Origin of the sequence: Terasakiella sp., assembly GCF_048267425.1 — a bacterium.
In the GTDB taxonomy this organism is placed as follows: Bacteria; Pseudomonadota; Alphaproteobacteria; order Rhodospirillales; family Terasakiellaceae; genus Terasakiella.
In genome coordinates this window covers 194,878-211,451 of the sequence record NZ_JBLWXN010000001.1, presented here as the reverse complement: position 1 = coordinate 211,451, position 16,574 = coordinate 194,878, and the positions used below count along the sequence as shown (strand labels likewise).

Here is a 16,574-nt window from a genome sequence, read left to right as displayed (position 1 = left end):
GAAACACAGCGTTACAAAATTGCCCTAAGGGGTCCACATTCCTTTGTCATATTGGGCAAAACGATGGAAGTGGCTTGCACATTTCCATCGAAAGGATACATTTAGGAAAAAACCTATATCAGGACAGAGGTGGTTAAAAGAATGAACCAAGTAAAGAGAAGACCTCATGCTCAAGCCAAGGCGATCAATCCAACCTTGTGGATTATGGCCACATTGACAGCACTGGGGCTGTTGATTGCCATGATGGCGCAATCCCAAGCGCGTTCGGCGCCGGAAAGTTTTGCAGATCTGGCTGAAAAGCTGCTCCCCGCCGTGGTGAATATTTCGACGACACAAACGGTGAGTGCTCACGGGCAAATGCCGGAAGGGGTGCCGGATTTCTTCCGTGATTTCTTTGAACGTCGGGGCGGGCAAATGCCTCAACCCAACCCACGCCGCGCAACCTCGTTAGGTTCCGGTTTTGTGATTGATGCGGAAAAAGGCTACGTGGTGACCAATAACCATGTGATCAAAGATGCCGAAGAAATCAAAGTGATCTTGCAGGACAATACCGAGCTAAACGCGAAGCTGTTGGGAAGTGATCCCAAAACCGATGTGGCATTGGTTCAGGTTGATCTGAAAAAAGGCGTTAAACTATCGGCTGTCAAATTGGGTGATTCCGATAAGATCCGTGTCGGCGACTGGGTGGTTGCAATCGGTAACCCGTTTGGTCTGGGCGGTTCTGTGACAGCAGGTATTGTATCGGCGCGCGGTCGTAATATTCAGGCAGGCCCTTATGATGATTTCATTCAGACCGATGCCGCCATTAACAAGGGGAACTCCGGTGGTCCGTTGTTTGATCTGGATGGGGATGTGATCGGGATTAACACAGCGATTTACTCGCCCAGTGGCGGATCTGTCGGGATTGGTTTTTCCGTTCCATCCAATATTGCGAAAAATGTGATTGCCGATCTGGCAGAATATGGACACACCCGTCGAGGTTGGCTGGGCGTACGTATTCAAAACGTATCTGCGGAAATTGCAGAAAGTCTCGGCCTGACAGAAGCCACGGGTGCCTTGATTACCAGTGTTGCCGAGGATGGGCCTGCACAAAAGGCTGGTATGGAAAAAGGCGATGTCATCCTGAAGTTTAACAACAAGGATGTCTCGGAAATGCGCAAACTGCCGCGTATTGTGGCAGAAACCGAAGTCGGAAAATCTGTCCCGGTGGAAGTCTGGCGCAAAGGCAAAATCGTTAAATTGAAGGCCAAAGTCGGTGAACTGGAAGTGGCTGAAAAGAACGGTGATGTTGAAAAACCGAAATTTGCCAAAACATCGGCAACGGTTGAAGAGCTTGGTTTGTCATTAGGCAGCTTGAATGACGAAATGCGCGCTCGTTTTAACCTACCGGAAGAGGCCAATGGTGTCATTATTCTGGATGTGGATAGTGATGGTCCGGCGGCTGAAAAAGGCTTACGCACAGGCGAGTTAATCGTTGAAGCCAGTCAAAAAGAAGTGGCTAGCCCGGACGATATTAAACAGGCTGTTAAAAAGGCGATGAAGGATGACCAAAAATCTTTGTTGTTGTTGATTGATGGTGAAGAAGGTCTGCGATTTGTCGCTGTAAAACTGGAGAAATAATCACCTATAAGGGTGATGAATAAAAAAAGGGCTGGGTACATAATCGTACTCAGCCCTTTTTTATGGTAAACAGCCTTGTAAAACACATCTTAAAGCTGTATATTTGCAACAAAGAGTAACTCTAAATTAAATAATAGGTGCGATGTGAGTTTTATTGTCAACAATAGTCGAGCAATTCGGTTGTCCGTTGTCATTGTGGCGCTCATTTCGATCCTATCTGTGCTTGCTTATGTTTACGAAGCTGAGCGTCGTTTTGAATCGGTTTCAGATGTATTATCGCAACGTTTGATTACCTCGACACAAACGGTTGAGCTTTTAAGCCGCCTTTCTGCGGAAATTGGTTATGGTGGATTTATACATAATTTTAAAAATTATGTGCTGCGCCGTGATGTAAATTATAAATACAAGGCCGAAGAAAATTATAAGCAGATTTTAATGCTTATCCGCCAGCTGGAACAAATTATTGAAGACAAGAAAAATCATGTTTTCTTACGTGAAATCAGAAGAACGGTTGAAGAATATAACGGTCATCTAGATGAGTTGACTGTAGATTTCAGCCAGCCTCAGATCGCAGCAGATGACAAAATGGTCAAGGTGGATGATACGGCTGCGATTAATGCAATTAACCAATTATATAACATGGTTGATGAATTGAGCCAGCAAACCATCGCAGAGGCTAACCTTAAGCAGAAAAATGCCCATATATTTATTAAGTATGGATTTGGTTTGGTTATCTTGATTGCGTTGGTTGCCTTGTTCCTTGTTTCATTAATTAAAAAACTGGAAATTAAAACGATACAGGCAAACCGGGCGAATGACGCCAAAGGGCGCTACTTACTGACAATGAGCCACGAGATACGAACGCCACTGAATGGTATTTTAGGTCTTATTCAACTTTTCAATACAAAAAAATTGTCTAAAGAAGAACGACGTCATTTAAACCTCATTCAATCATCCGGTCAGGTCTTAATCAATTTGTTGAATGACATTCTGGACATGAATAAGGTGGCAACAAGCGAGCTTCATTTGGATATTTTACCGTTTGATGCAAACCTTGTTCTAGGTTCGACAACGAATTTTTATAAAAAAGTGGCGGCTGAAAAAAGCCTGATTCTGAACTATCAAAGTTCATTGCCTCCCGATTTATATTTAAATGGGGACTCGACAAAGTTACGTCAAATTCTGTCCAGTCTATTGGCATATGTTGTTAAGAATACGGATGCAGGCAGCATAAAAATTTCTGTGGATGGGGAATGTGAAAATAATTTTGCAGAAGGCGAGATATGTCTTCTGAAATTGAAAATTATTGATACTGGGCTTGGATTAAAATCCGAAGAACAGAATGAGTTTCTTGAACAAGCTTCAGGTTTACAAGAAAAAGGCTCGCATAAACAGAAACCGAGACAGACCCTTATAAAAGAGCTATGCGATTTGATGGATGCGACGATTGAAGTGGAATCGCTTTATGGTGAAGGAACAAATATTAAAATCCTTATACCCATGATGGTTCATTCTATTGAACAAAAACAATCTGAAGAGTCTGAAGATCAAGCTTATATGGACGCCTTTAGGGATGTAAATGTTCTGGTTGCAGAAGAAAATATGGTGAATGCGGTTGTGACAAAAGGCTTTCTTGAACATTTGGGATCGCGGGTGCGGGTGGCCCATGACGGTGCGGAAGTGATACGTCTGTTTGATCATATGGAGCCGGATATTATTGTGATGGATATCAATATGCCGGTTAAGGACGGGATTCAGACTTCTATCGAAATTCGCCAAAGGCCCAACGGTAAAAAGGTTCCGATTATTGCGTTAACTGGCGATGCGTTCGAACAGACCCGTGAAAAATGTAAAGATGCAGGCATGACAGAAACACTCACCAAACCTTTCTCTTTCGAACTGTTGCGAAACAGTATTTATGGTGCGTTAAGCAGTCGTGCCTAAAGACCGTATTCAAGAAGTCTTAGTTGCTTATTGACTAATATTTTTTGCGCTAAAATAGAAAAAAGTGTTAGGGTAGGGACAAGACCGTAACCTGTAATAATTGATGACATGGCGTAAAATGGGTGACTGATGGATTTCATTGTTAAAAACAGTCGGGCTATCCGTCGCTCTGTTATTTTATTGGCTGCATTGTCTATTTTATCGGTGTTTGGCTATGTTTATGAAGCGGAACGTCGTTTTGAAATGGTATCGGATGTTCTGTCCAGTCGTTTATCTGCTTCTACCCAAACAGTAAGTTTACTGAGCCAACTTTCCCTGGAAATCGGTTATGGCGGTTTTATTCATAATTTTAAAAATTATGTTTTGCGGCGGGATGATCTTTATTATTTGCGCGCCCAAGAAAATTATAAAAACATTTTGGCACTTCTGGATAAGCTTGAAAACCATGTTCAAGACCGTGAAGACGTTGCGATCTTGGATGATATCAAGCGTACATTAGGGGAGTACGTAGCAAATATTGATAAAATGGAGAAAAAGATTACATCCATTGTTGAGGATGATAGACGTCTAAAAGTCGACGATACAAAAGCAGTCGCAGCGATTGCCTATTTATATAATATGGTGCAAATGCTCAGTGAACAGACACTGAATGATGTGATCATCAAACAGGAAGATGCCCACCGTTTTGTCCGACTTGGATTTTTTTTAGTAGTCTTTATCGCGCTTGTTGCGGTGCTTCTTTTGGTTTTGATCAAAAGGCTTGAAGCCAAAACGATACAGGCTTCTTCTGCGAACGAGGCAAAAGGGCGTTTCCTTTCGACTATGAGTCACGAGATCCGCACCCCTTTAAACGGGATGCTGGGCTTGGTACAGCTTTTGAATCACAAGAAATTTGGGAAAGAAGAACAACACCATTTGGATCTGATCCAGTCTTCTGGTGAAATGCTTTTGGATATTCTCAATGATATTCTTGATATGAGTAAAATTGAAGCCCATGAGCTGCATCTGGACATAATTTCTTTTGATGTGGAAAATCTACTGCTGACCACAGCTGATTTTTATAAAAATATCGCCAGCGAGAAAGGGTTAATTGTCAATTATCAGAGTGATTTGCCGGAAGGTTTATATTTGAATGGTGATCCGACAAAAATCCGTCAGGTGTTGTCCAATATTCTGGCAAATTCTGTAAAGTTCACTGAAGTGGGCAGTATCAACATATCAACAGAATGTGAAATTATAAATGAGCCTGAGGCAGACAAGGTTTGTTTACTGCGAATTCGCCTGACGGATACCGGAATTGGTATGGATACAGATGGTTTAAACCATCTTTTTGAAAAATTTACACAGGCAGATAGCAGTATAAGCCGCAAGTATGGTGGTACGGGGCTTGGAATGGCCATCGTTAAGGATCTGTGTGAATTGATGAATGGTACGATTGAGGTCGATTCCGTTTACGGTGAAGGCACAAGCTTTAAAATTACGCTTCCCATGTTGTTATCTTCGCGTGATGAAATTCAGCATTTACAGGAGCCACACCAACAAGAAATGACGAAGATTTTTCAAGGTCTGGACGTTCTTGTGGCCGAAGACAATATGGTGAATGCGGTGGTGGCCAGAGGGTTTCTTGAAAATCTGGGCATCAACGTTCGTGTTGCCCATGATGGGGCAGAAGCGGTGAAAATGTTTGAACGCCAACAACCGGATATTATTTTGATGGATGTGAATATGCCGATTAAGGATGGTATTCAGGCGACACGGGAAATCCGGCAAAAGGAAAATGGGAAAACGTTGCCTATTTTGGCACTAACAGCCGATGCATTTTCTGAGACCCGTGAAAAATGTGTCGAGGCCGGGATGAATGGGACCGTCCCCAAACCTTTTTCGTTTGATTTGCTACGAAATACTTTGTTTGAGGCGGTTAAGGACAAAGATTAGGGGAGGCATTATGTTTGGCATAATCTTGAACAGTACGTCCCTCGCTGTCTTTTGCCTTGAGGTTCGCCCCATATTGCACAAGAAGATCAATCGTTTCCTGTGATGCATTTTCCGCCGCATACATCAATGCAGTTCGCGCGTTAAAGCGTAAATATTCGGTGGTTTTCCGAGTGGTTACATTGGGGTTTGCCCCTTTTTCAAGAAGAAGACGGAGCGCCTCTTTCTTGTCGAATTGGGCGGCTGTCATTAATGCCGTTTTGCCGATTTGATTTGCTTGTTGGCTGAAGATGTTCTGTTCCAGAAAATAGGCGAGCATATCAGTATGGAAGACAGCGAAATGAAGTAAAGGATCCTGTTTTTCGCTATAAAACCAGATGGATGTGTTTGGGTGTTGCGGGTTAAAAGTCGGTAGGCCCTTTTCCCATTCATCCAGTTGATAGCTGCCGTCTGTAATCTTCTGTATAATTTGCGCGGCGGGCTGGCCTGCCAAAAGAGCATGACGCAAACTGTTGTTCAGGCATGTAATTTCGTCCCATTGTCCTTCGAAGGCTTGTGCCCAAAGCGCCTTACGTGCGGCCTGTTCTGCTTTGCCTTGCATCATATGGTGATGGACTTGGTAATAGCGGGTCATGTCACGTTCGGCTTGCTGGAAAAGCGTTTTTGATTTTTGAAATTTTTGCCAGTTCCAAGGGCTCATTAACGCCCATTTTTCCAAGGGGTAACGACAGTCTTTTGCTTGTGGTGCCGGGCTTAATTCATTGGGAAAGAGGGCAATGCGATCCCATGTCAGGGCATTTGATCGGGCATGGGCAAACCGGATGGTACCGTCGTGCCCATAATCCCCGCTGAATTGGTCAATGAATTGGGCGTATCGCATCAAGCTTTGAGGGAGGCGTTTTCGAAATTTTGCGCAGTCCGTACGAGGAAAGTATAAATCCATACTACTGCCGAAAACGGGTTCAGACACATTTTTTAAATCAGGATGTTTAAGAACGCGTTCGCAAGGAATGACCAGTTCTTCTGTCATCAAATCGATGCGACCATCCCCGGCAACGGATAGAAAACGCAACCATTTGACAAGGTTGTCGATGGTGCCGTCGTAGGGTGTTGGTTGCTCAACGACTTCCTTAAAAAATTCAAAAAAACCCTGATTGCGGCCTTTGTCGCGAACCTGACGTTCTAAATCCGAAAAAATAAGCTGAATTTCAGAAATGGTTTGTGGTGTTGGTGGGGATTGGCTCCCCAGATTAAGGGCGCGTTGCAGTTGTTCCTGAAATTTTTCTGCTTGTGGGCGCTGTGCGGCCATACCTGTTGTGGTGAAAGGAAGAAGCAGGCATAAAAACAAAAGTGCCCCCATTCTGCATTGAAAAGACAAACACATTCAGGGCACCTTTCCTTATATCAAGACGATTAACACGTCAGATTTTGTTCCAGATGGTGTTCTACATCACGCAGACAGGGGAAGGTGACACAGCGTTTATCAAAACGGGCAAGGTCCGCTTTTTCAATGCGCTTGATTGCACGTGACAGGGTCTCGCCTTGTACACCCAAAGCCAATGCAAGTTCAGCCCGTTTCAAGGGAAGATGCAGTTCCGCACTGCCATTGGCGCGTTCTTTGCCAAACAAAGGCAGGAGTTTGACGGTCATAAATTTCAACAGGCGTTCGGACAGGTTCATACTGGCAGAGGCGATCATTTCCTCGCGGGCGTTGAAAATATCGCGTGTGCAGCTGTTGACCATTGCTTGACGGACTTTTTCATCGCGTTCAATCAGGCGGGCGGCATCGTCCTGAGTGATTTGGCAAAAACAGCAATCGCGCAAGGCCAGTGCCGTGCAGGTATGACGTCCGCCTTCCAAAGAAGATCGATAGCCAAAAGCTTCGCCCGGGACGACCAGACGGGGCGCAAACATGGCACCGCGCGAATCGACCATCGTAATCATCACGATCCCGGAGATCAGGTTATAGATCCCGGATGCGTCGTCCCCTTGGCGGAAAATGGGTTCGCCCGCATGCACATAATGGATTTTCTTGCGCGCCGTTGTGGTGCATGTCTCCGGTCTGGAGGCATCGCGCAATTGATCGGTGCCGGAAAAGCCACATTGGTGGCAATGAATATTGGAATGCAGTGCGTCCATAAATCACCTAACCTTTCTGTGCACCTAAATAACATAACCGAGATCGTAAATCATTTACTCTTGTCAATTTGTGAAAAATTGATTTGGAACTGTTGATAAAAAGAACAAAATTATATTTTTTCTTTAGTTTTAGAGGATGATTATTGCGCCTTGGTTGAGATGTGTAAATGTTATATAATCTCATTCTAGAATGTTGGGATGCGAATGTATCGTGCTGAGGAACGAGATATTTGAGGGTGCTTCTTTCCTCTCAAAGGGGGCTGAAATGAATAAAGCCAAATTGATCTTAATGCAGGTTTGTGTATTTTTATTTTGGTCGGCACCGAGTTTTGCAAACACCCTAACGCTTGTATCATTAGAACAACCACCTCTTGTTTATCTGGAAAAAGGGGTCGTGAAGGGCATAACAGCTGACATTGTCAGGGCGGTTTTTAATCGCATGGGACAACCGATTGAAATCAAGGTTTTTCCTTTTGCGCGCTCTTTGAGCATGGTTGAATTTGAAGAAGCGCACGGAGTGTTTGCCATTGTCAAAACACCGGAACGCCAACTGTTTATGGATTATGGGACGGAGGTTTTGTTACATCAAACAGCCGTTCTTTTTGTCCGTAAAAGTTCGAAGATCGCCTTTGATGGTGACTTGTCAAAACTGTCTCTTTATCGGTTTGGTATTTTACGGGGGGCCACATATGGTGCAACATGGCACAAAGCAAGAAAGATGGGTGTAATCAAAAATGTTGAAGAGGTTACGCAGTATAAACAAAACCTGCAAAAACTGGTCTCTGGGCGCGTTGATATATTGATCGGACCCCGATTTACAATGCTGGACTTAATCCATCAAGCTGGATTGTTAGACGAAATTAAAGAACTGTCACCTGAGATTGCAAGTGTCCCGACATATTTAGCCTTTGCAAAAAACGGGGTTTCGGACGCAATTAAACAAAAATTTGAGCAAACTTTGATCGTAATGAAAAAAGAGGGTCTGATTAAGAGTATTATTCGTCAATACATTGGAAGCTAATAGGCATTTTGTGAGGTCTTTCTGATATAGAATATTGCTCAGCCCCCAAACAGTTGCTAAGTTCGTCGCACTGTTTGGGAAGAGGAATATAAAATGAGTGACGATACAGTAAAATATCTTCTACCGGAAAACCGCATTCCGAAATCGTGGTACAATATTGTGGCCGATTTACCGGAAATGCCGGCGCCGGTTTTGCATCCGGGGACAAAACAACCGGTGGGGCCGAGTGATCTGGAACCTCTCTTCCCCATGTCGATTATCGAACAGGAAGTGGCGACCGAGCGTGATATCGAAATCCCCGAGCCGGTCCGCGAAGTTTATAAACAATGGCGTCCAGCCCCGCTTTATCGCGCACGCCGTCTGGAAAAGGCATTGGGCACGACAGCCAAGATTTTTTATAAATACGAAGGCGTCAGCCCGTCTGGTTCACACAAGCCCAACACATCTGTACCGCAGGCTTTTTATAACAAAGAAGCGGGCATTACGAAACTGACGACAGAAACAGGGGCGGGTCAATGGGGCTGTTCCTTGGCATTTGCGGCTTCCTTGTTCGGGCTTGATGTAGATGTCTATATGGTGAAGGTGTCTTATGGTCAGAAACCATACCGCCGTGCCCTGATGGAAACTTATGGTGCGCGTTGCGTTCCGTCTCCGTCTATCGAAACCGAAGCCGGTCGTAAAATTCTGGCAGAAGACCCGGAAAGCCGTGGCTCCCTCGGGATTGCGATTTCCGAAGCGGTCGAGCTGGCGGCGCAGCGTGATGATACCAAATATGCACTTGGGTCTGTTTTGAACCACGTTTTATTGCATCAAACCGTTATCGGGATTGAGGCAATGGAACAAATGGAAATGGCGGATGCTGACCCGGATGTGGTCATCGGTTGCGCCGGTGGCGGGTCCAACTTTGGCGGGATTGCGTTCCCCTATATCGGGCGGAACCTGCGCGAAGGTAAAAACACCCGTATTCTGGCGGTGGAACCTGCGGCCTGCCCGACCCTGACACGCGGGACCTTTGCTTATGATTTTGGGGATACGGCACAACTGACCCCGTTGACCAAGATGCATACATTGGGTGCCTCTTTCATGCCGCCGGGGTTCCATGCTGGTGGTTTGCGCTATCACGGTATGTCACCGCTGGTCAGCCATTGTAAGGAACTCGGCCTGATGGATGCGATTTCTTATAATCAGGTGGAATGTTTCAGCGCGGCTGTTCAGTTTGCTCAAGCTGAAGGTATTGTTCCAGCCCCTGAATCCAGCCATGCGGTTAAGGCGGCAATCGCCGAAGCATTGGATGCCAAGGAAAAAGGCGAAGAACGCACCATCCTGTTCTGCCTGTCCGGTCACGGTCATTTCGATATGCAAGCCTATACAGATTTCTTCGACGGAAAACTGGAAGACAAGCAATATGACGAAGCAGCCTTACAGACCGCTTTGTCAAAATTGCCGGATGTCGGTTAAGGTATTTTAAGCTAAGAAGAAATAGCCCCTGTCTAAGGCAGGGGCTATTTACATTTGGGAAGTTTGCTTTATGGCAAAGTCGTTATCGGTGACGGCCTTTCTCATGCTTGTCGTTTTGGCGATGATGTGGGGTTCCAGTTTTACTTTTATCAAAATTGCGCTGGGGGCATTTGGTCCGCTGACGATTGCGGCCGGGCGGATCACATTGGCGGCAGTTATTTTATGCAGTCTTGCCCTGTGGCGACGTGAACAATTCCCGCGCGAACGCACGGTTTGGATCCATTTGTTCTGGCTGGCGATTTTGGGTAATGCAGCCCCATTTTTCCTGATTAGCTGGGGCGAACATAATGTGGATAGCGGTATGACGGCGGTCTTGATGTCTACTATTCCGCTTAGTGTGCCGATTATGGCGCATTTCTTCACGGATGATGAGAAACTCACCCCTTATATGGTGGTGGGTGTTCTGATTGGGTTCAGCGGCCTGTTGGTTCTGGTTGGACCCAGTGTCCTTTATGGATTGGGCGAGGATGTCATCAGCCAAGGTGCGATTGTATTGGCTGCCCTGTGTTATGGCGGGGCGTCATTGGTGGCGCGGCGTTTATCACATATGCCGTTTATGGTGGTGGCGGCCGGGTCAATGTCGATTGCGACCTTGATGATGGCACCAACCGCATTAATGGTGGAACAGCCGTGGCAAGTGGAACCGCAGATGATGCAGGTTGCAGCGATTATCTATCTTGGTCTGTTTCCAACGGCACTGGCCAATATCTTGTTGTTGCAGGTGATTAACAGCAGCGGAGTCAGTTTTCTTGCGTTGAATAATTATCTGGTGCCGGTCTTTGGTATCGCGATTGCAGCATTGACTTTGGGGGAGACTGTCCCGCCGGAAATGCTGAGTGCGCTTGGCATTATCTTCGTCGGAATCTTTGTCAGCAACCTGAAACGTAAAAGCGGCTGATTTTATCGGATGAATTTGATATCCTTTGTTCATCATCATAAGGACAGGTGGATGCGTCGCAAGGGCCATATCGTCAATCGTTATCGCCGTAAGCTTTCCAATCAAGGGAAAGATGCCCCGCTTTTTGCCGATAATCTGCCGCGATATGATGTGGCACGCAATGCAGATACCCTGATCAAGCTTGTGCAGATGAACCCCTATAACAAGATCATTCTTGAACGGATGCATATGTTGAATGCATCTGATTGCTGGCTGGTATCGGGTTGTTTGTTCCAGACGGTGTGGAACGTGGTGGAAGGGCGCAATCCATGCGCGGATATTCTGGATTATGACTTGATTTATTTCGACCCGGATCAAAGCCGGGAGGCCGAAGAGGTTGTGGCCTTACGTGTACAGGCGCTTTACAGCGATCTGGATATTAAAATTCAGGTAAAAAATCAGTCCCGCGTGCATTTATGGTATGAACCGAAATTCGGGCAGCCGTACCCGGAACTGACTCATGCTTGCGAATCGTTACATTATTATCCATCCAAGGTGCAGGCAATTGCGTTGCAGGGGCGTGGCGGGTCGCGCATTTCCTATGACGCGCCTTTTGGGTTTGAAAATCTGTTGCGTATGATTGTGCGCCCTAATCATGCGCTGGAATTCCCCGATATTTACGAGGCAAAAACCAAACGCTGGAAAGATATCTGGCCAAATCTTACCGTGCATGCGTGGCAATAATGGGGGAACAGAAGAAAGCGCCCGCAAAACGATGGGGCTTGTGGTTTGTCGTTGTCTTGTGTCTTGCACTGGTTGGCGCTGGCGTATTGGGCTATGTACAGCGCATTGAACTGGCCTACTGGGCGGTTGAAAAAGCGGCAAAAGAACTTGGCTTGAAAGGGCATCGTCTCAAGATCGACCGCTTGGATTTTACTGGTTTTGAATTACACGATGTTCACCTTGGACCTGATGTGTCTTTAAAACAGGTGAAGGTCGATTATTCCTTTGCCAACCTGTTGAACAGCCGTATCGACAAGGTGATTTTGTCCGGTGTTGCCGTAGATGTAAGTGCACCGGACACCGGTTTTCTGGGGCAGCTGCAAACATTGTTTCAGGGAAATACGGCGGGATCAAAAACACAAATATCACCGCCTGAAATTATCATTAATGATATGGTAATTACCGGGCGGCACGAGAATATATCCCTTGATATTCAAGTTTCTGGAAAGGTGTCTCCTGATTTATCCGGTGAACTTCTGGTAAAAGGAAAAGGCGGCTATCAAGCTTTTGAGGTCCAGGATATCTCCCTTGATATTTCTTTGATGAAGGATGCCGAGGCGGTTTTGTTCAGGGTCGAAAAAGCCCGTTTTCTGGATCGTCAAAAAGACATGTTGCTGCGCCCCTTTATGGTCACAGGGGATGGGCGTTTTCAGGTGGCTGAACAAAAGGCCGTATTTTCCTTGAATATATCAGACAAGGATCAGGCTGTTGTGGTGGATATGGAGGGGCAGGCCGATCTGGTTAATCGTCTTGTTCAGGCAAATGTCAAAGTCGCTGATGTCACATTTTCCCCCACAGGCTTACAACCGGATGCTCTTAGTCCTTTGGCAAATTTGCCGCAAAAACTGGATGCAACGCTTGGACTATCCGCGCAGTTAAATTGGCAGGATGAGGAGGCAAAGCTAACGGGGGATCTGACGATTAAACAAGCCCGTTTTGTCATCCCACCGCAAAAAGAACGCACGGTGGAAATCGCAGGCGGGATCGGTTTTACCTTGTTTCCCTTAACGCAAAGCGGGACGCTTGATGTCACAAAACTATCGCTGCATCATCAAGCGACACCGGCGCTGTTTCATCCCCTGTATATCCAAAGCAAGGCCCGTTTACACGAGGATGGGCAACTTTCTTTTGAGGGCGCGGTCATGCTGGATAAATCGACCCCTGTACGGATTCTTACGGGGAAAGGGGATTATGATGTTCCGGTCCGCCGGGGGCAAATGGATGTCAGTGTTCCCGTTCTTGATTTTTCGCCTGCCGGGTTAAAGCCAAGTGATATCAGCCCGCTTTTTGCTTTGTTAAGTCGTGTCAGCGGTAAATTTTCTGCTTTTTCTCGTTTGGATGTGGTCGGGGAACAATTATCGGGTTGGGCGGATATATCGGTTGCGAAGATGTCGTTTGAAACCGATACGGTTCAGGTGCGCGATCTGACGACGGATTTGGTGATTGATAATGTCTGGCCCCTGCGAACCAAGCCCAAACAAGTTGTTACGGTTGGGGAAGTTGACAGTGCGGTAAAGTTGGCGCACCCCCGTCTGGTGTTTACGTTGGAGGGTCAAAAATTTCATATTGATGATTTTCAAACCGGGATCATGGGCGGTACTGCGCATATTGGACACACGGTATTTGAAACAGATACGGACAGCCATGATGTTGTTCTGGGTTTGAAGAAAATTGAACTGGGCCAGCTTTTCCGCCTGATCGCCTTGGACGGTTTAAGCGGCACAGGGCAGTTGAGCGGGCAACTGCCGATCCGGTTGAAAGGCCAAGAGATCAATGTGCAGGATGGTTTGCTGGAAAGTAGTGGTGGCGGGACGTTACATTTTGAATCACAAAAAGCCCGCCAAGCGTTGGCAGGTGCGGGCGAACAGGTGGAATTGTTGCTGAATGTCTTGACCAATTTTCACTATGAACGTCTTTCTCTGCGGATCAACCAACGCGCCGGGCAAAATGCGATCCTCAATTTAAAAATTGAAGGAAAAAACCCTGAGGTGATGAACGCGCGGCCCTTTAACCTCAATATTAATCTGGAAGCCAATCTGGATCGTATTCTGGGAACAGTGCTGGAAGGCTATCGCTTGTCAGATCGGGCAATTCGCGCTACCGTTGGGGATGAACAATGATTAAACGAGAGGCCGACGCGATGATCCATCGTCATTCTTTGGGCGGGCTTTGCCTTGCTGCACTACTGGGGCTCAATGCCTGTACCCCGACGGTACAAGTCGCTGCACCGTCGGAACCGATTACCATCAATCTGAATATCAAGCTGGATGCTGATGTTCGTTTGAAACTGGAAAAAACCGCTACCAACGATATCAAAGAAAATCCGGAGGTCTTCTAATGTCTGCAATCGTAAAAGCGAATCCTTTCTGGAAGCTGTCCGTTCTTGTCATCCTGTTGGGTGGTTTTTTGCTTGTCGGCATGGGGCCGGCACAAGCGCAGTCTCTGGATGAGTTGCGTGCCAGTGGTCAAATGGGCGAAGCTTTTGATGGCTATGCGCGTGCCCGTGCGCAATCTGTGAAAGCGATTGTGGATGATATTAACGCCAAACGCCGCACTATTTATCAGGACCGGGCCAAGCAACAAGGGATTTCTGCTGCTCAAGTCGGTCAGGTCTATGCGGCAAAAATTATCGAGAAAGCTCCGGCAGGAACGTGGCTGCTGTCACAAGACGGGACATGGCGCCAAAAATAAGGTAGCGAATAATCGTGATTTGAAAAGGCCCCGTTGTAGAAACCAACGGGGCCTTTTCGGTTCTTATTGATCTTCCTATAAGACGGCTTTTGGGCGGATGAAAAGTTTGCGCACATATTCAATGGCCCAGGACCCTTTTAAACTGGCAACTCCGGCGATTGTGATAGCCGCCCCGATAATTTGCACCCCGTTCAAAGTCTCCCCCAAGATCAACCAAGCGGCAATAACGGTTAAGATCGGGCCGGTCAGGGTAATCAGGCTGGCTTGGGTTGCACCACAGCGTTTGATGCCCTCGAACAACATGAAGAAGGGCAAAACTGTACATAAGGTCGCAATGACGGATCCCCACAACACACCTTCAAGCGGGAAGGTCAGATTGTCGAGATCGGTACTCAGGGGAATGACCACCAGCATGATCCCCAAGGTAATGGTGCCGGATGCAGCGGTGAAGCGAACGGAACCCAATGTTTTCATAATTTGCTGGCTGGCAATCAGATAAAGGGCGTATGTGAAGGCGGATCCCATTGCCCATCCGGCGCCAACCCAATCAAAATTATCAAACCCTGCCAATCCATTTGGGGCCATAACAAGGGCAATACCGGAATATGTCGTTGCAAAAACAAACCATTGGTGTGGACTCGGGGCTTTTTTATTTAAGAAAGCATTGATTAACATCACCAGCATGGGGAATGTGAACAAAATCAGCCGGGAAACGCTGACACCGATTTTTTCAATGGCTGTAAAATCGCAATAGGTGGCAAAAAAGAACATTAATCCGGCAAAACTACAGGCTTTCCATTGTGCCCAGCTTAATGGTGCGGACCTGCGGGCCAGCATATAAACACCAAGCCAGAATAAAGGTGTCGCAATGGCAAATCGTAGCAACAGAAGCGAATCGACTGAGATCCCCGCCATATAGGCGAACTTGGCAAAAACACCTTTGAATGAAAGTGCAATGGTCGCCATAAAGACGAAAAAGATGGCAACGGGTTCGGTCTGTTGGTTTGGCATGAGCGTACTGTCCTGTACTGGGGGGCTTGCAACTGTAATATAGTTTAGATACGCCTTGTCGTGACATAATCCAATTTCAATAATATACTAAAAGATATTAAATTTTGTTATATCTGGGTTGTGATGGATATTAAGCAATTACGCATCTTTTTGAATGTGGCGGAAACCGGGTCATTTTCCGATGCGGCGAAACGATTGAATGTGACTCAACCGGCCCTGAGCCGGCAAATCCGTTTGTTGGAAGAAGACAGCGGCAGTCCCTTGTTCATTCGTACAGGGCGCGGGGTCCGATTAAGCGAAGCGGGTGAAAAAATGTTACCGCGCGCGCGTTTGTTGATCGAGGAAATGGAACGTCTGCGCATGGATATGACGGCGTTTGCCGGTGAATTGCATGGGCGGGTTCGCCTCGGCTTACCCCCGAGTGTGGGCAGTGTGTTGGCGGGGCCGGTGGTTGAACGTTTCCATCGCGACTATCCCAATGTGAAATTACGCGTGACACAATTGTTAAGCGGAGCGTTGCAGGAAAGTTTGTTGAATGGCCGTCTGGATATTGGGATTTTGTTTGAGGGGAACGTGAGCCCCGCCCTGCGCAGCCGGCCTTTATGGTCGGAAAGACTGTTTTTTATTACCACGCCGCATGAACGATGGCAGGGGGTGGAAATGATTGATTATGCCGACTGTCTGTCGCATCCCTTTATTTTACCGGGTCCTAAACATGGTCTGCGTGATGTGCTGGAACAAGCGGCAAGGAAAATTGATAAACGCCTGAATGTGGTGGTGGAAGCAGAATCGCTGGCTGTGCAAATGGAATTGGTCTGCCGTGGATTAGGTTGTACGATTTTGTCCTTTGAAGCTTGTAAAAATCACATTGATGCGGGTCGCTTAATTGCGATTCCCATCATCAACCCTGATATAGAACGGGTGTGCAGTTTGGTCTGGTCACGCGATTATTCCCTGACACGGGCAACGCATGAAATGGCAGATGTTATTACCGAGATTGCCGGTGTGATGTTTTCATCCACCCCGAAAGAGACTTAG

Annotated in this window: 14 protein-coding genes; 11 read left to right on the top strand and 3 right to left on the bottom strand. The window is 46.6% G+C overall.

Going from position 1 to position 16,574, the window contains the following annotated elements; translation table 11 throughout:
- Positions 1-141 precede the first annotated feature (141 nt).
- From ACN0VA_RS00960 to ACN0VA_RS00950, 3 genes are all read left to right on the top strand, one after another.
- Positions 142-1,620 carry a DegQ family serine endoprotease gene (locus ACN0VA_RS00960; protein ID WP_417819326.1) on the top strand — a complete coding sequence of 493 codons (1,479 nt, stop codon included), beginning with the start codon at positions 142-144 and terminating at the stop codon, positions 1,618-1,620.
- 144 nt (positions 1,621-1,764) lie between these two features.
- Positions 1,765-3,564 carry a response regulator gene (locus ACN0VA_RS00955; protein WP_417819325.1) on the top strand — a complete coding sequence of 600 codons (1,800 nt, stop codon included), beginning with the start codon at positions 1,765-1,767 and terminating at the stop codon, positions 3,562-3,564.
- 129 nt (positions 3,565-3,693) lie between these two features.
- The gene (locus ACN0VA_RS00950; RefSeq protein ID WP_417819324.1) at positions 3,694-5,499 is read left to right on the top strand and encodes an ATP-binding protein; all 1,806 of its coding nucleotides are present in this window, start codon (positions 3,694-3,696) and stop codon (positions 5,497-5,499) included.
- Here ACN0VA_RS00950 and ACN0VA_RS00945 read toward each other — a convergent pair.
- Complete coding sequence (locus ACN0VA_RS00945) at positions 5,483-6,880, bottom strand: ankyrin repeat domain-containing protein (protein ID WP_417819323.1); 1,398 nt, start codon at positions 6,878-6,880, stop codon at positions 5,483-5,485. The two genes, ACN0VA_RS00950 and ACN0VA_RS00945, sit on opposite strands and share 17 nt — an antisense overlap.
- A gap of 29 nt (positions 6,881-6,909) precedes the next feature.
- Positions 6,910-7,635, bottom strand: a complete 726-nt coding sequence (locus tag ACN0VA_RS00940) for a Crp/Fnr family transcriptional regulator (protein WP_417819322.1) — start codon at positions 7,633-7,635, stop codon at positions 6,910-6,912.
- Between the two features lie 265 nt (positions 7,636-7,900).
- Between ACN0VA_RS00940 and ACN0VA_RS00935 the strand changes: the two genes are divergently transcribed.
- The 7 genes from ACN0VA_RS00935 to ACN0VA_RS00905 all read left to right on the top strand — a co-directional run bounded on the left by ACN0VA_RS00935 (position 7,901) and on the right by ACN0VA_RS00905 (position 14,525).
- On the top strand, positions 7,901-8,656 hold the full coding sequence (locus ACN0VA_RS00935; protein ID WP_417819321.1) for a substrate-binding periplasmic protein: 756 nt from the start codon (positions 7,901-7,903) through the stop codon (positions 8,654-8,656).
- Between the two features lie 93 nt (positions 8,657-8,749).
- Positions 8,750-10,114, top strand: a complete 1,365-nt coding sequence (locus ACN0VA_RS00930; RefSeq protein WP_417819320.1) for a TrpB-like pyridoxal phosphate-dependent enzyme — start codon at positions 8,750-8,752, stop codon at positions 10,112-10,114.
- Between the two features lie 70 nt (positions 10,115-10,184).
- Positions 10,185-11,072, top strand: a complete 888-nt coding sequence (locus ACN0VA_RS00925) for a DMT family transporter (RefSeq protein ID WP_417819319.1) — start codon at positions 10,185-10,187, stop codon at positions 11,070-11,072.
- A 51-nt stretch (positions 11,073-11,123) separates the two neighbouring features.
- Positions 11,124-11,795, top strand: coding sequence for a nucleotidyltransferase family protein (locus ACN0VA_RS00920; RefSeq protein ID WP_417819318.1), 672 nt, complete (start codon positions 11,124-11,126; stop codon positions 11,793-11,795).
- On the top strand, positions 11,795-13,954 hold the full coding sequence (locus ACN0VA_RS00915) for an intermembrane phospholipid transport protein YdbH family protein (RefSeq protein ID WP_417819317.1): 2,160 nt from the start codon (positions 11,795-11,797) through the stop codon (positions 13,952-13,954). Before ACN0VA_RS00920 ends, ACN0VA_RS00915 begins: the two co-directional genes overlap by 1 nt.
- Positions 13,951-14,172 carry a YnbE family lipoprotein gene (locus ACN0VA_RS00910; RefSeq protein WP_229734204.1) on the top strand — a complete coding sequence of 74 codons (222 nt, stop codon included), beginning with the start codon at positions 13,951-13,953 and terminating at the stop codon, positions 14,170-14,172. The genes ACN0VA_RS00915 and ACN0VA_RS00910 overlap by 4 nt, the downstream gene beginning before the upstream one ends.
- Positions 14,172-14,525 carry a YdbL family protein gene (locus ACN0VA_RS00905; protein WP_417819316.1) on the top strand — a complete coding sequence of 118 codons (354 nt, stop codon included), beginning with the start codon at positions 14,172-14,174 and terminating at the stop codon, positions 14,523-14,525. Before ACN0VA_RS00910 ends, ACN0VA_RS00905 begins: the two co-directional genes overlap by 1 nt.
- 75 nt (positions 14,526-14,600) lie before the next feature.
- Here ACN0VA_RS00905 and ACN0VA_RS00900 read toward each other — a convergent pair whose 3' ends face one another.
- Positions 14,601-15,536 (bottom strand): DMT family transporter, encoded by a 936-nt coding sequence (locus ACN0VA_RS00900; protein ID WP_417819315.1) that lies wholly within the window; start codon positions 15,534-15,536, stop codon positions 14,601-14,603.
- Positions 15,537-15,659: 123 nt separating this feature from the next.
- Between ACN0VA_RS00900 and ACN0VA_RS00895 the strand changes: the two genes are divergently transcribed.
- A complete protein-coding gene (locus ACN0VA_RS00895) occupies positions 15,660-16,574 on the top strand; it encodes a LysR family transcriptional regulator (protein WP_417819314.1) in 915 nt (304 codons plus the stop codon).